13 protein-coding genes are annotated in these 13,620 nt (G+C 51.9%); 7 read left to right on the forward strand and 6 right to left on the reverse strand.

The window, feature by feature from the left end:
• Nucleotides 1-191: 191 nt before the first annotated feature.
• Nucleotides 192-1,085, reverse strand: a complete 894-nt coding sequence (locus AC2FNV_RS08365) for an AraC family transcriptional regulator (RefSeq protein ID WP_496772959.1) — start codon at nucleotides 1,083-1,085, stop codon at nucleotides 192-194.
• Nucleotides 1,086-1,252: 167 nt separating this feature from the next.
• On the opposite strand from AC2FNV_RS08365, the gene AC2FNV_RS08370 reads away from it, so the two are divergent.
• Entirely contained in the window at nucleotides 1,253-2,200 is a 948-nt protein-coding gene (locus AC2FNV_RS08370; protein ID WP_170603539.1) for an SDR family oxidoreductase, read from the forward strand.
• 268 nt (nucleotides 2,201-2,468) lie between these two features.
• On the opposite strand, the gene AC2FNV_RS08375 is transcribed toward AC2FNV_RS08370, so the two are convergent.
• Nucleotides 2,469-2,822 (reverse strand): carboxymuconolactone decarboxylase family protein, encoded by a 354-nt coding sequence (locus AC2FNV_RS08375; protein ID WP_254442550.1) that lies wholly within the window; start codon nucleotides 2,820-2,822, stop codon nucleotides 2,469-2,471.
• Between the two features lie 404 nt (nucleotides 2,823-3,226).
• On the opposite strand from AC2FNV_RS08375, the gene AC2FNV_RS08380 reads away from it, so the two are divergent.
• The 5 genes from AC2FNV_RS08380 to AC2FNV_RS08400 all read left to right on the forward strand — a co-directional run bounded on the left by AC2FNV_RS08380 (nucleotide 3,227) and on the right by AC2FNV_RS08400 (nucleotide 7,338).
• Nucleotides 3,227-4,228 carry an ABC transporter substrate-binding protein gene (locus AC2FNV_RS08380; protein ID WP_170603717.1) on the forward strand — a complete coding sequence of 334 codons (1,002 nt, stop codon included), beginning with the start codon at nucleotides 3,227-3,229 and terminating at the stop codon, nucleotides 4,226-4,228.
• A 45-nt stretch (nucleotides 4,229-4,273) separates the two neighbouring features.
• The gene (locus AC2FNV_RS08385) at nucleotides 4,274-5,074 is read left to right on the forward strand and encodes an ABC transporter ATP-binding protein (RefSeq protein ID WP_170603543.1); all 801 of its coding nucleotides are present in this window, start codon (nucleotides 4,274-4,276) and stop codon (nucleotides 5,072-5,074) included.
• Nucleotides 5,071-5,832: an ABC transporter permease gene (locus AC2FNV_RS08390; RefSeq protein WP_170603545.1), complete on the forward strand. Its 762-nt coding sequence runs from the start codon at nucleotides 5,071-5,073 to the stop codon at nucleotides 5,830-5,832. The genes AC2FNV_RS08385 and AC2FNV_RS08390 overlap by 4 nt, the downstream gene beginning before the upstream one ends.
• A 199-nt stretch (nucleotides 5,833-6,031) precedes the next feature.
• Nucleotides 6,032-6,703 carry a DUF8692 domain-containing protein gene (locus AC2FNV_RS08395; RefSeq protein ID WP_170603547.1) on the forward strand — a complete coding sequence of 224 codons (672 nt, stop codon included), beginning with the start codon at nucleotides 6,032-6,034 and terminating at the stop codon, nucleotides 6,701-6,703.
• A 170-nt stretch (nucleotides 6,704-6,873) separates the two neighbouring features.
• A complete protein-coding gene (locus AC2FNV_RS08400; RefSeq protein ID WP_496772963.1) occupies nucleotides 6,874-7,338 on the forward strand; it encodes a hypothetical protein in 465 nt (154 codons plus the stop codon).
• Nucleotides 7,339-7,969: 631 nt separating this feature from the next.
• Here AC2FNV_RS08400 and AC2FNV_RS08405 read toward each other — a convergent pair.
• The 4 genes from AC2FNV_RS08405 to AC2FNV_RS08420 all read right to left on the reverse strand — a co-directional run bounded on the left by AC2FNV_RS08405 (nucleotide 7,970) and on the right by AC2FNV_RS08420 (nucleotide 11,908).
• Nucleotides 7,970-8,455, reverse strand: a complete 486-nt coding sequence (locus AC2FNV_RS08405; protein ID WP_170603551.1) for a RidA family protein — start codon at nucleotides 8,453-8,455, stop codon at nucleotides 7,970-7,972.
• A 273-nt stretch (nucleotides 8,456-8,728) separates the two neighbouring features.
• Nucleotides 8,729-9,796: an L-glyceraldehyde 3-phosphate reductase gene (mgrA, locus tag AC2FNV_RS08410; RefSeq protein ID WP_170603552.1), complete on the reverse strand. Its 1,068-nt coding sequence runs from the start codon at nucleotides 9,794-9,796 to the stop codon at nucleotides 8,729-8,731.
• A gap of 157 nt (nucleotides 9,797-9,953) precedes the next feature.
• Complete coding sequence (locus tag AC2FNV_RS08415) at nucleotides 9,954-11,273, reverse strand: response regulator (RefSeq protein WP_496772966.1); 1,320 nt, start codon at nucleotides 11,271-11,273, stop codon at nucleotides 9,954-9,956.
• A complete protein-coding gene (locus AC2FNV_RS08420) occupies nucleotides 11,270-11,908 on the reverse strand; it encodes a hypothetical protein (protein ID WP_170477287.1) in 639 nt (212 codons plus the stop codon). Before AC2FNV_RS08420 ends, AC2FNV_RS08415 begins: the two co-directional genes overlap by 4 nt.
• 264 nt (nucleotides 11,909-12,172) lie before the next feature.
• Here AC2FNV_RS08420 and AC2FNV_RS08425 point away from each other — a divergent pair, with 264 nt between their 5' ends.
• Nucleotides 12,173-13,609, forward strand: a complete 1,437-nt coding sequence (locus AC2FNV_RS08425) for an arylsulfatase (protein ID WP_170603556.1) — start codon at nucleotides 12,173-12,175, stop codon at nucleotides 13,607-13,609.
• The last annotated feature ends 11 nt before the right edge of the window (nucleotides 13,610-13,620 follow it).

Below are 13,620 nucleotides of genomic sequence, written 5' to 3' on the forward strand. Positions count from 1 at the left end.
CTTCCTGCACAAACTACTCAACAGCCTACTTGCAACTTGGGGAAGAAGGAGCGGTTTGGCCGGGTGTTGACATCGCTAGAACATGCCGTGCAAGAGTAGCCTTTGAATGAATGCGTCGGGGGCAAGACCGCTGGACATTTTGTATCGCCTGAAATCCGCATTTTGTTAAATCAGACCAGTCAATGCAGGCGTTACGCAACCCCCAAGGGGAGTTGTTGGGCATTGCTCCACTGTTTGGGAGACTGCCCGTACGCACGTTTAAACTCTCGGCTGAACTGAGAGGGGCTTACGTAGCCGACACTCATTGCAGCTTCGTTCACGGTCATGCCTCCGGCGATCTTCATCGCTGCATTGTTGAGGCGCATGGACTTAACAAATTGGATCGGGGACATTGTCGTGACTTGTTTGAATTTCCGATGGAACACGGCCCGGCTCATTCCCGCGCGAGCCGCCAAATCGTCTATCGAGATCGCTGAGTCGAGGTTTGATGCCACATGCGTAATGGATCGTGCTATGGCATTGCCAGCACCGAAAGCCTGCCTTGCGAAAACTCCGGCGTCGCCTAGCAGGATGGCATAATATTGTTCTCGCAGCCGCGCGTCCCCTAAAACCGCGGCATCCACTTCGTTCTGTCCCAGTTGAAGTAGCCGGAACAGCGCATCTGAAAACATGTCGTCCCAGTTCGCAAACCTGACTGCCCGTGTTGGCAGGTTTCCCTTCGCGATCGGAATGCTGCCTCCGGCATTGTCCATCTCCATCGTCAGTTCGGTCATAATGCGTTGATCCAGGGGTATGTAAGAGCCGTAAAGTGGGTTGTCCGGCGATGCGGCTGGCGTCCCCGCTTGCACTGGAATAGACATCGGGCAGCACAGATACTGACTATCGTCGTAGACATGTCGTTCGCCATCCAGAACAGCTTCCTTGGCTCCATTCACGATGGCAATCACGCAAGGCTCATAGATCGCTGGGGCGCAAGGGACCGGGGTGCTGGCCCGGAACAGCTTTACACCCTTCACTCCTGTTTCTGTTAGACCGTCCTCAGGTATCAGTCTTTCAATGAGGCGTTTGATCTTTTGTTTGCTCATTTGAACAATCTAGTCCTGCGAGTTTGGTCCCAGCAACCACCCTGAGACAATCAGGCAAGTATTCGCGACGATCTACCCTGTTTTTGGTTGCCCCTGAGATTTAATTTCTTTCTCTAAGCGTAAAACACGCAATTGCGGCCATCAGCTGCTGCTGAAAGGAGAAGATATTGAAAGACACCCATTTCGGACCTGACGGCTGGACCAAGGAGCGATTGGGGTCGCTTGCAGGCGAGACCTTTATCATCACCGGCTCCAATGCTGGTACGGGTTTCCAGGCTTCGCGAATTCTGCTGTCCAAAGGCGCGAAGGTCGTGATGCTGAATCGCAACGAAGAGAAATCGACCGACGCTATTATGGAGCTTAAACAGGAGTTCGGCGAAGAGGCCGATGTGCGCTTTATCCGAATGGACCTTGCAGACTTGGCAAGCGTACGCGAAGCGGCAAAGGAAGTGCTGAAGACCGTTCCCCGAGTCGATGCGTTAATCTGCAATGCGGCCATTGCTCAGGTGCCGAAACAGCAGTTCACCAAAGACGGGTTCGAAAGCCAGCTTGGAACCAACCACTACGGCCATTTTGTACTGTGCGGCATGCTGTTCGAGCGTATAGAAGAATCTCGGGGCAGGATCGTGGTCGTCGCAAGCCTTGGATATAAGATGGGTCTGCGGACAATAAAGTTTGACGACTTGAACTGGAACCAGAACTACAGCGCTAATCCCGCCTACAGCCAAAGCAAGTTAGCGCAAATGATGTTCGCCTATGAACTGCAAGATCGTCTTAAGGCCGCGAACAAGTCTGTAGAGGTCTATGTTTGTCATCCAGGATCTTCCGCGACATCATTGATCAGCACCAGCGGTGGGTTTTTAACGCGGGTTATTTGGTGGCTGATGACCAAGTCGCCAATGGTTCAAACCGCCGAAAAAGGTGCCTATCCGGAAGTTATGTGCGCGACCGAAGACGGTTTGGAAGAGCGCGCTCTTTACGGTCCCACGGGCCGCATGGAATTTGTCGGCCCGGTGGGTAAGGGCACTCTGGAACCTTACGCCTATGACAAGGTTGTCATGACGAAGCTGTGGGACGTGTCTGAAAAGGCAACGGGGTTTGACTGGCCTTTCTAGCGGAATTGCGGACAAGGTGCTATCCTCCCAGTTTTGCCAAAGCGAACTTTGAAGAAAGATTCAGAAATTTCGGGTTTCGGTTCGATTCCTTCACAGCGACTTTCAGGAGAATATCATCTAACGCGCTGCAAACGCGCATGATTTTGATTTAACCTAAGGGTCGCGCATCCAACAAACCGACTACCCATTGCGCTTATTGGGTAAACCGACCGGACGCATTTGAAGTCCCAAAACCTGGCACTTTGGCGCTGACTAACGAACGATCTGTCTATTTCCTCAGGTCTCCAAACTGTTCCCAAGCGTCCAGCGCCTGCGCCGCATACATAAGGGATGGACCGCCTCCCATATAGATTGCGACGCCCAGAAGTTCTTCAAATTCTTGGCGAGAGGCACCAAGACGGATGAGGCTTTTAGTGTGAAAACCGATGCACCCGTCGCAACGCAAAGCAATTGCGATCCCCATTGCAACCAGTTCCTTGGTTTTTTCATCCAGGGAGCCATCAGATGTTGCACCCTGCGCCATCGCAGAAAAGCCCTTCATTGTGTTGGGAATGTTCTTTCGCAATTGACCGACTTGCGTTGAAATCGCATTCGTCAGTTCTGGGTATGATGTCGTGGCCAACTTAAAATCCTTTCTCATTTCACGGACTGGATTTATCACCGCCGAAATCTGACAGGATTGAGTTGGATCAAAAACAGGCCCTTAATCGTTGCCAAAGTAGTTGAAGTCCTGATCGTTGGTATTCACCATGCGCGGCGTTTCACTTAATTGGACCATAAAGAGCCACGAATACATTGTTGGTAATGTCGACTGACATTTTACTCTGCGCTCTGATGCCTAGGTCAGAAGGTGAAGCTTACTCTCTGCCGCTCAAACGGCAGGCAATCCAATGTCTTCTTGCCCATTTCTGGAACAATGCTCGATGCCTAAGCCATGGTAAGCGCGTGCGTACTAGTGTATTTGAGCCTTCGATGCGAGAAGGTGTTCGTTTAATCCAAACACCACCAACAGGAGGATGCTGCCCTATGTTTCACCGCGCTATTGTCATCGCGAGCGGTCTTTTTGCTGCAACCGTCGTAAATGCCCAGACAGAAGTACCTTTCGCCTTGGACTGGAAATTCGAGGGACCCTCGGCCGCTTATTTCGCAGCTATAGACAACGGTCACTTCGCTGAAGAAAACCTTTCGGTTAACATTGAGGCGGGCTCGGGTTCTGTTCAGACAATCCCAAAAATCGCCACTGGTGCCTTCCCGATGGGTTTTGGTGACATAAACTCGGTCATCAAGTTTTTGGATCAAAACCCCGGTGCGCCTGTGACCGCTGTAATGATGATCTATGACAAGCCGCCATTCGCAATCGTTGGACGAAAAAGTCTGGGCGTCTCGGAACCGAAGGACCTTGAAGGCAGGGTTCTTGGAGCTCCTCCACCAGATGGCGCGTGGGCGCAGTTTCCCGTGTTTGCCCAGGAAACAGGCATTGATCCCTCTTCCGTGACGGTGGAACCCGTCGGCTTTCCAACCCGAGAGCCAATGCTTGCCGAAGGAAATGTCGACGCAATTACAGGCTTCTCTTTCTCGTCGGTCGTGAACCTGAAACGTCTGGGTGTTGCCGATGACGATATCTCGAATATCCTGATGGCTGACCATGGGCTTGAGCTTTATGGCAACGCTATCTTGGTGAACACCGACTGGGCTGCCGAGAACAGCGAACAGGTTCGTGGCTTCCTGCGCGCGGTAGCAGCCGGCTGGCAAGACGTTATCGACGACCCGGCCGCAGGCATTGATTCACTGGTGCAGCGGAACCCTGCGGCCGATAAGGGGTTAGAGCAAGAGCGTCTTCAGATGGCGATCGAACAGAACGTTGCGACCGATTACGTTAAAGCAAACGGGATGGGCGGAATCGACGCCGCCCGCATGAAGAAGGCAATCGAACAGCTGGGCGAGACTTATGAGTTTCAGAACACACCTGATGCATCGCTATACTTCACTGACGCCTATCTCCCTGAAGGTGGATTTGCTTTGAAGTAAGTTTTACGGGCGCGGTCCGCTCAGCGGACCGCGCAATCAATTCTCATGACAAAACCACTTATCCACATTAAAGACGTTCATCACGCCTATGCGACGGACGCGGGTCCGCTTCCGGTCCTAGATGGCCTGAACGTGTCTGTACCCGAGGGCGGCTTCGTCGCCGTAGTCGGGCCCTCCGGCTGTGGGAAGTCTACCCTCACCCGCCTGATTGCCGGCCTCATGAAACCGGACAGAGGCGAAGTTTGGCTCCACGGAGAGCGCGTGCAGTCCCCCCGTTCCACCGTGGGTATGGCATTTCAAAACCCAGTGCTTCTGGAATGGCGGACGATCCTGAAAAACGTTATGTTACCCCTTGAAATCGTCCCCACAAAAATGTCGAAAACCGAGCAGGAACAAAGGGCATTGCACCTTCTCGACCTTGTTGGGTTGAAGGGCTTCGAAGACAAACGTCCGTCGGAGCTTTCGGGAGGCATGCGCCAGCGGGCCTCGCTCTGCCGCTCTCTAATCCACAAGCCCGAAGTTCTGATTTTGGATGAGCCCTTTGGCGCTTTGGACGCTTTTACGCGCGAAGATCTCTGGCAGACGATGCATTCACTCAAAGCGGAAGAACCCTTTACTGGCGTCCTGATTACCCATGACCTGCGCGAGTCGATCTTTCTTGCTGATCAAGTTGTGGTGCTTTCAGGCCGTCCTGCAAAGACACAATACGTAATGAACATCCCACGCAATGGCCCACCTGAGCTTGATGATTTGTACACGCCTGAAGCTGCTGACAGGCTCAATATCCTACGGCATCAGATCGAGATCGCACAGGGTCGTGCACCCTCTGAAGAGGTCGGGGCATGACACTCCGCAAAATCGCCGTCCCGGTAATTGCAATGGTCGTCTTTCTGGCGCTTTGGGAGCTTTTGGTCTGGGTCAATGGGTGGCCAAACTACATCATGGCGGCTCCCTCGGATCTGCCAGCTGCTTATTCGCGGTATTGGGAACTTTTCCTTGTCATGGGTTGGCAGACGCTTTGGCGTACAGTTGCCGGGCTTTTGATCGCTGTTGCTTTCGGTATTTTTGTTGGCATGGTTATGGGCTTTTCACGAACTATGCGCGACGCGCTCTATCCACTCCTGGTCGGCTTTAATGCCATTCCCAAGGCGACGGTAGTGCCAATTGTGGCGCTTCTTTTCGTGGGCGCACATGACTTCAACACAATTCTGATCGCCTTCATGATCTCGTTCTTCCCGATCGCCGTCTCGGTTTCGATAGGCTTGTCCACGCTGGAGCCCGAGTATCGCGATATCTTGCGCTCTCTTGGGGCTAGTCAGGCAACGGTCTTTTGGAAGATTGCGCTTCCAAAGACTTTGCCAGAGTTCTTTGGAGCGCTCAAAGTGGCGGTAACGCTGGCGTTCATCGGCACGAATCTTATGGAGATAGTGTCGCCGCACGGACGTGGTCTTGGAGCCCTCTTCGACAGCGGTAAAACGAATTCAGATTATCCTTTGATGTTTGCCGTTCTCATAGCTCTCGCTTTTATGGGCATCGTTCTTTATTACGTAGTTGTAGCGCTTGAGAAAATCTTTGCAGGTTGGGCCGAGCGGCAGCCAACGTGAGTGAAAACGAAGGCAACTAGATCATTAGTGCATATTCGTGTGTGTAAATTACTGCGTTCGGTGTTCCGTTAGGCGAAGTCTAACCATCTCTTTATGCATTTCGCATAATTTGGCTTTGAAGGCGATTGTAACATTTAGGTGAAAATTTTATGACACTGAGGTAAGTTAGGTCAACGCAGCCATCGAGGTTGTCTTGATTATGACCACACTGTATCGCTCGTTAATCGCTGATGGCGTGCTTATTGGTACTCACGTGTTTTTCGCCGCTGCTGTGCTTGCAGGATATCGGACCGGTATCCCATCGATGGCCGACCTCACCGATGAAGCAAGCTTTGCCGGTCTTTGGATGATCTTAAAGCTGGGTCTGGCAAGCTTTGTACTTTGGCGGACGAAGGGGCCAGCCAGATGGGTCGCGCTGGCCATCAGCCTTCTGTTTCTGGATGATGCTCTGGAGATTCATGAGGCTATTGGCGACATTGTTGCTGGGCTGAACGTGTTTCCTCAATTCGCTGGCGTCGAGGCCGATGACGTCGGTGAATTATTTGCGGCAGTATGTATCGCTATTCCTGTCTTCGGCTCCCTTTGGTTGGCGTTCCGTCGTGCGTCAGGGGAACTTCGCAAAGCGATCTTTCAATTTACCTGTTTCGTAATAGCGCTTGGCGCGGTCGGAGTGGGGCTCGATTTCTTGCATGCGGTATTTGAAAACGCCAGTAACACTGCGCATCCATTCATCGAGCCTGCTCTGGCGACGTTGGAGGATGGGCTAGAGCTAATTATTGCTACTTTTCTTCTTTTTGAGGCGACCAAGATCAGATCAGAGTCATTGACTGATCTCAATATGCTGGGTGACGAACAACGGCTGACCCAATAATGATTATTTCGCTCTAACAAGCGATCGCTATGCAGACTAATTGGGACTTCCGATCGCGCCCGGACTTTAGGTGAGTGGTCGTTTTTAGGGATTAAGCCTTGCTTGTGCTAAACTGTCCTATCCGCCTCACTTCATTGGCTTAAGGCGGACCGTTTAGGGAGGTATTTGTTATGCGTTTTCTCGTCATTGCGGCAATTGTGTCGATCAGTCCAGCTTATGCCGAAACGTTCAGCAGCGGCGCGGTCGGAATAGGCACCAGCTCAAACGAACCGATGCCTATCGCCGATGGACACATGGTAATGCGCACCAGTGGAAGTTACGAAATGTTCGCGGTAGAGCCCGGACATCCACTTGAGGGAGCCAGCGGCCCTTGCTTCGGTGCAGTCGAAATTATGGGGACTGAAGTTTCCGGTGGGGGCAACTGCGTCTTCGACACCGCATCCGGTGAAAAAGCGGTCATGGCCTGGGAAGCAACAGGCTTGGGGGCCGACGGGGCTTTGACGGGTAATTGGTCGGTTTCCGGTGGTTCGGGAAAGTGGACCAGCGCCAGTGGCGGCGGTACATTCTCTTCCCTGACGGATCCGGACACCGGAAAGTTTGCGAATACGATCACAGGTGACATTACTATCGACTAATGTACCGACGGTTCCGCCAAGTTCGCCCGAACGATCGCGACCTTGGCGGTTCAGTTGCTTGCCGGCAAAGGTTAGCTTGGCAATTTTGTATTCTACGGAAGCGTTCTCCGGATATTGCAATACGGATAGTGCGGTTCATTTGATAAGTTCGTGACGAAGACCCCTTTGGCTGAACAAACCCTGATTTCGTTCAAACTTCGCGGATTGTCAGCTTAGGTGCAGATAACTTTCGCCCAAGCTGGAATTAGCCATCTGCTTGCAGCGAGGCGGTCGAAAAGCTTCGTCACACCCAAGAAGAGTATCCTCAAAACTGCCGCTGGTTTCCACATGGCGAACAGTATGTTTCTAAGTGTACTGTGGACACATTTTTGCCACAATGTCATTCTGACGATGTGGGCGGCACGCTTCAGATTTGAGAAGGTACTAGCTTTTAAACTGGCTTAAGTGGGGGTTGTCGGTTCAGCGTGCCGCCCCACGAGTTCCTAAAAGAAAACTTGTAAGTGTTACGAAACAATCGCTTGCAAGTTCGTTGTTGGCAACGGAAGTCTATTTTTCAACCCCAATCCGGACAACTTCGCTAGCCTCTTCATGAGCGGTTGGAGATACGGGCTGTCATTTTGACCGGCGAAAGTCAGGGAGAGATCAATACCTCGCCCTCAATCTCCATCGCAAAACCAAGAGGCAGCGAAAGAACCCCGATGGCGGATCGCGCATGCCGACCTACGGTTGAACCGAATACATCGACGACCAAGTCGCTAAATCCGTTCACGACGAGATGTTGCTCGGTATAGCCGGGTGCAGAGGCCACCATCCCGAACACGCGGGACCAACCGACAATTCGGGAAAGATCACCGATCTCGGCCTTTATGTTCGACAGAACCGTGAGCGCGACCTCCCGAGCCTCCAAGTACCCTTGTTCTGTCGACAGATCGCTACCCAGCAATCCGAACGGTCCGGCGATACTTCCGTCCTTCGCATTTTTGGGGTGCCCAGAAAAAAGAACTCTCTCGGCCCTTATGTTCACGAACGAGAAGGGGAGATGCAGCCCGTCAGGTACCTTGGTGGGCGCGGGTAATTCGAGACCGATTTCCCTTAATCTGTCTTCCGGTGTAGTCATTGTTCCACATCCCTTCAAATTCGAGTCAAAGGTAGCCTACACGCTAATTTCGTTTCGATCTTTTCCTGAATCGGATCAGCTATTCGGCCAATAGGTTCGTTGTGGCTATGCAGGCCAATTAAACCTTGAATCACTTCTTCACAAAAGAATTGTAACCGCTCAGCCAGAGCTTAGTACGGTCAAGCGAGTTTGGGTTAGCTTGGAAACCGCAGCAAAATCTCAAGCGGTGCTGCGTCTCAAATACGGGATTTCACGGTGTCTACTTGTTAATATCTATTCAGTTTCAGAGGATCGGGCCCATAGATTAATTTCCTCTTCCGAACTGACTTCGTCAATCATGGAGAGTTCTTCTTCGGTGAAGTCCAAATTGTGGACTGCGCCAACGCAATCCGCGATTTGCTCGGGCCGTGATGCTCCAATCAGTGCACTTGTCACCTGACCACCTCGAAGAACCCAAGCAATCGCCATCTGAGCCAAAGATTGTCCGCGTGCTTGTGCTATTTCGTTTAGCGCCTTAACGCTCGCCAAAGATCGATCGTTGATCATTCCGTCCAAAAGGGATTTGCCCTGTGTGGCCCGGCTGCCAGCCGGAATGCTTTTTAAATACTTCGACGTCAATATTCCCTGCGCCAAAGGCGTAAATGCAATCGATCCCACGCCCCTTTCCTTCAATGTGTCTAAAAGCCCGTCATGCTCGACCCACCGATTGAGAAGGTTGTAAGATGGTTGATGGATCAGGCACGGCGTTCCAAGTTCTTCCAGAATTGCAAGTGCTTCGCGTGTTCGAACGGAATTGTAACTTGAGATACCGACATAAAGCGCCCGCCCTGACCGCACGATGTAATCCAGGGCTCCAATGGTTTCCTCTAAAGGGGTTTCCGGGTCAAATCGGTGGGAATAAAAAATGTCTGCATAATCGAGGCCCATACGCTTGAGCGATTGGTCACACGACGCCACAAGATACTTTCGCGAGCCCCACTCGCCGTAAGGGCCCGGCCACATTTCATATCCCGCCTTTGTGGACACAATAAGTTCGTCTCGATAGCCTGCGAAGTCGGTCTTCAGGATTTCACCAAAAGCTTCTTCGGCGGATCCCGGCGGTGGGCCATAGTTGTTGGCCAAATCAAAATGTGTGATCCCAAGATCAAATGCAGTCCGGCACAAATCGCGCTTTAACTCATGCGGCGTGTCTCCACCGAAGTTGTGCCAAAGCCCGAGGCTGACCGCGGGTAATCTGAGGCCAGATTGTCCACAACGGCGATAGACCATTTGGTCATAGCGTTCGGAGCTTGGAAGGTAGGGGCGAGGTTGAGGTTTCGGAGGGCGCTGTACTTTCGACATTCACCTATAATCCGGGATTGCCGCAGCGTGTCAAATAGTCAGTCCGATCGTCGCTCGATCCGACGGTCTGCCTCACAAGCTATGCTTCAACCGCAATGTTGGAATTAAAGGTTCCGAGTTATTATTTCGAACCCAAGCATATGATCATCTACGCGAACTAGCACTGGACCTGAGGGATATGTTCCACCCGCGAAGAACCAACCGGGATCATTCGAACAACTTTTTCGCAGGGGTCATAGAGAACATACAGATCTGCGTTGCCACCAAGGCAAAGAGCTTGCATGGGTTCGAATTTTTCATTCAGGTCTATGAGTGTTACCGGCCGGGCAGAAAGGTCAAGAACCTTGGGTGCAAGAAACCCATGCAATCCGTCCTCGCGAAGGTCGGGCCCTAAAAGGAAAACTTCGGCGCTCAATACAAGCAACAGGACCAAGAATAACATACCATCGATTACCAACGCTTTCCCTATTTGTTGTTTGGATGGGCGCAACAGATCTGGCAGATAGTCCTCCAACGAGAACAAATTTGCGAGCATCACCAGCGCAACCACCGCGCCAATTATTATTGTCAGAATTCTGCCACCTGAGAAATCCAATGGAATCGTGACCGACAGAACGATCGCAGCCACCGCTAGCCATTGAACTTTTTCATTTGCCGCGATCTCTCCAATCGTGGTTTTTCCAATTTTCACTGGTTTAAAGTCTTTGGTTATCTTTCGAAGTCGCGGGCGACGGTTTGCCCATGACTTCAATGCTTCTCGCCAATTATCAACAAAGTGAAGTGGGCCGAGAATTCCCAGAAGCACCAGAAAAGTTAGTACGAATTCGGTGACTCGCGTACTTGCATCAACGCCTATATCAACCACGCGAACGCCAATTTGACCCCAATACTCGCGCCACAAAAAACCTGTGACTGCCGCGATTAGACCTGCTGCGGGAATGAACCCGAGCAAGGCCTGAAACATGAAGCTCAGTCGTTCCTTTGCAGAAGCGGCAAGCTCGGGCGCTGCGTCCTTGAGAACGTCGATAGTTGTGTCAGTTGGCAGGTAATAGTTTCCTTCAAGCACTTCGTTTATTGCACTTTGCATTTCATCGCCTCCAGCGGCACGGCAAATATATCCAAGTGCGCCGGCTTGAATGGCGAGGATAATGCGATCATGAGGTGGGTCGCTTGGGCTAAGCGCCAGGATCTTGAGATCTGGCAATATTGCAGAAGCATATGAAATTACGTCAATACTACGCAGTCCTTGAAGCATTACGTCGGCCAGAAGCAAATCGGGTTGCGTGCGATCCAATATCTGTTTTGCCGTTCTTAGATTGTAGGCAACACCAACTATCTCAGCTCCTACAAGCTGTGTTGCAAGCTCTTGAATTGCTGAACGCGCTTCGTCCGGTGCAACGATAAGGATGCGAATTGGGTCCATGGTTAAAGGCTCTGATTCATTACTGTGAAAATGGTTATTGATGGCCAGGTTCATTGTGACTGCTCCAATGAAAGCCCACGTGCCGATCCTTTATCGGATAAGGCGAATGACTGGGGTTTGCAGTATCGGACAGGTGATTCAGTGTGCTCTTGCACCAGCAATCGCCCAAACAGCATTGACACACATCCTAAGACCAGTCCCAAGGCGAGGGCATTCGCGACGACGACACCGCCAAACAGTGATGCCACAGTTGTACCTGCATTTTGAATGGCGGTCCCGGATATGACTGATATCCAGTCTTGCAAGTATATTGCGAACAGGACCGACAGCCCGATCGGTGTCGTTATAAGCGCGGTTCCAATACAGATAAGTCCCCGTCCAAACCACGCGCGAGGCGTCGACCCTTTAAGCACGATCGCTGCTGTGACCCAGAATACGCCAAGTCCGGTGAAAAGAGCGAGGAACGATTCCGCGTAGGAAGTCAGGTCACTCGAAACAAAGCCAGCAAATGCTGAGATGAACGGGGACAGAACAAACGTGACCAACCCTGCGGTAAGGAAACCAAATAACACCTTCAGCGCTTGGCGCGGGACCACATTGCCGTTGCGGCTTTGCCGGACGAGGGTTGCGGTTGCGTCTGGTACAATCTGATTGAACCGCGATAGTAGGAATTTTTGACGAGATAGCATCGTAACCTCGAGTGTTGTTTAGAGAGGGCGGCCCAATTTGCCGGTTTTGTGAGTCTGAAATTGGCGACCCGCCACTTCATTTCTTTTGGCGCCTAGTCAAATTCTTGTGGAAGTTGGACAAGTTGAGCTGGTGATGATGCGTCAAGCTTTACCCGGGAAACGTCGGCGAATGACCGTATCGGACCTAAACCGGAAGTTCATTCTTGACGGTCAGTCACCTTATTCGTCAGTCTCAGGGTTGTTGTGTGTTTTGGGGGCGTTGTCATGAAGTGGTTATTGCGAATATTTTCACTGTTTCTGTCTCTTCTTCTGGGCACTGCTGTTTTGGCTCAGGACAGACCCAATATCGTCTTTATTTTTTTGGATAATTTTGGCTGGGGTGAACCGGGGTTCAACGGCGGCGGCATAATCCGTGGCACAGCCACTCCTGAAATGGATGCGCTGGCGGCTGAAGGACTGAGGCTTACGAACTTCAACGTGGAAAGCCAGTGTACTCCCTCCCGCGCGGCAACTATGACGGGGCGTTACGGCATCCGCAGCGGTAATCATACAGTCCCACTGGGAGGCGGCGTCTACGGCTTGACTCAATGGGAGATAACGATGGCTGAGATGCTCAAGGATGCGGGGTATAGTACCGCCATGTTTGGCAAGTGGCACCTCGGCTGGACCGAAGGACGCTTTCCGACGAACCAGGGCTTCGACGAGTTTTACGGTGTTGAGACCACTGATGTCACAGTCTGGCGATCGCTTCCGGGCTTTGCCGAAGCAAACATGGAAGAGCCTGTTGTGATGCAGGGCGTTGCGGGCGAACCAGCGACAGTAGCACGCGACTATGATCTGGACTATCGCGGCGAAATTGACGGCGACCTGACAAAGAAAGCCATCGATTTCATCGAAGCCAAGAGCGAGGCAGACGCGCCGTTTTTCATTTATCTTGCTTATACGCAGACCCACTATCCAAACATCGTTTCCGAAGAGTTCGAAGGAGCAACTGGAAACGGGGTATGGGCAGATATTCTTCGCCAGACAGACTCCTATATCGGACGTATAGTTGATGCGCTTGAGGCGGCAGACATCGCCGACGACACGGTGGTTATTTTTACTGCTGACAACGGCCCCGAAGCGCTTCCGGTTGGAAATGCCAACGTCTCGCCTGTCCCAGCAGTACATGGTACTGCAGGACCGTGGCGCGGCACTCTTTTTACAAGCCTCGAAGGAAGCATGCGCGTTCCCTTCGCTATCAAGTGGCCCGGGAAGATTCCTGCTGGTTCAGCTAGTAACGATGTCGTCCACTCGATAGATCTGTTTCCTACGCTTGCAGCATTTGCAGGCGGCAAGGTGCCGGAAGACCGGGCCTTTGATGGCATTGACCAATCTGAGTTCTTTCTTGGGGCCCAGCCGAATTCCAACCGAGAAGGCGTGATCGTCTACATGGGCGAGCAGATATTCGGTGTCAAATGGAAGGATTGGAAGGTCCTGTTCAAAGAAAACACAACAGCATTCGGCGCAACCGAGTCCTACGATACCCCCAGGGTGTATAACCTTCTGAATGATCCGCATGAGCGCGAAAGCGTACTTTTTCCGCATACTTGGGCGGTGGAAAAGGCACTACCACAACTGCAGGAACACCTTGCGACATTTCAGGAGTACCCCCCAATTCCACCAGGAACACCTGATCCCTATGAACCGCCCAAAAACTGAGCAAAGGCATA

It is taken from the genome of Ruegeria sp. BHSA163 (genome assembly GCF_059613365.1).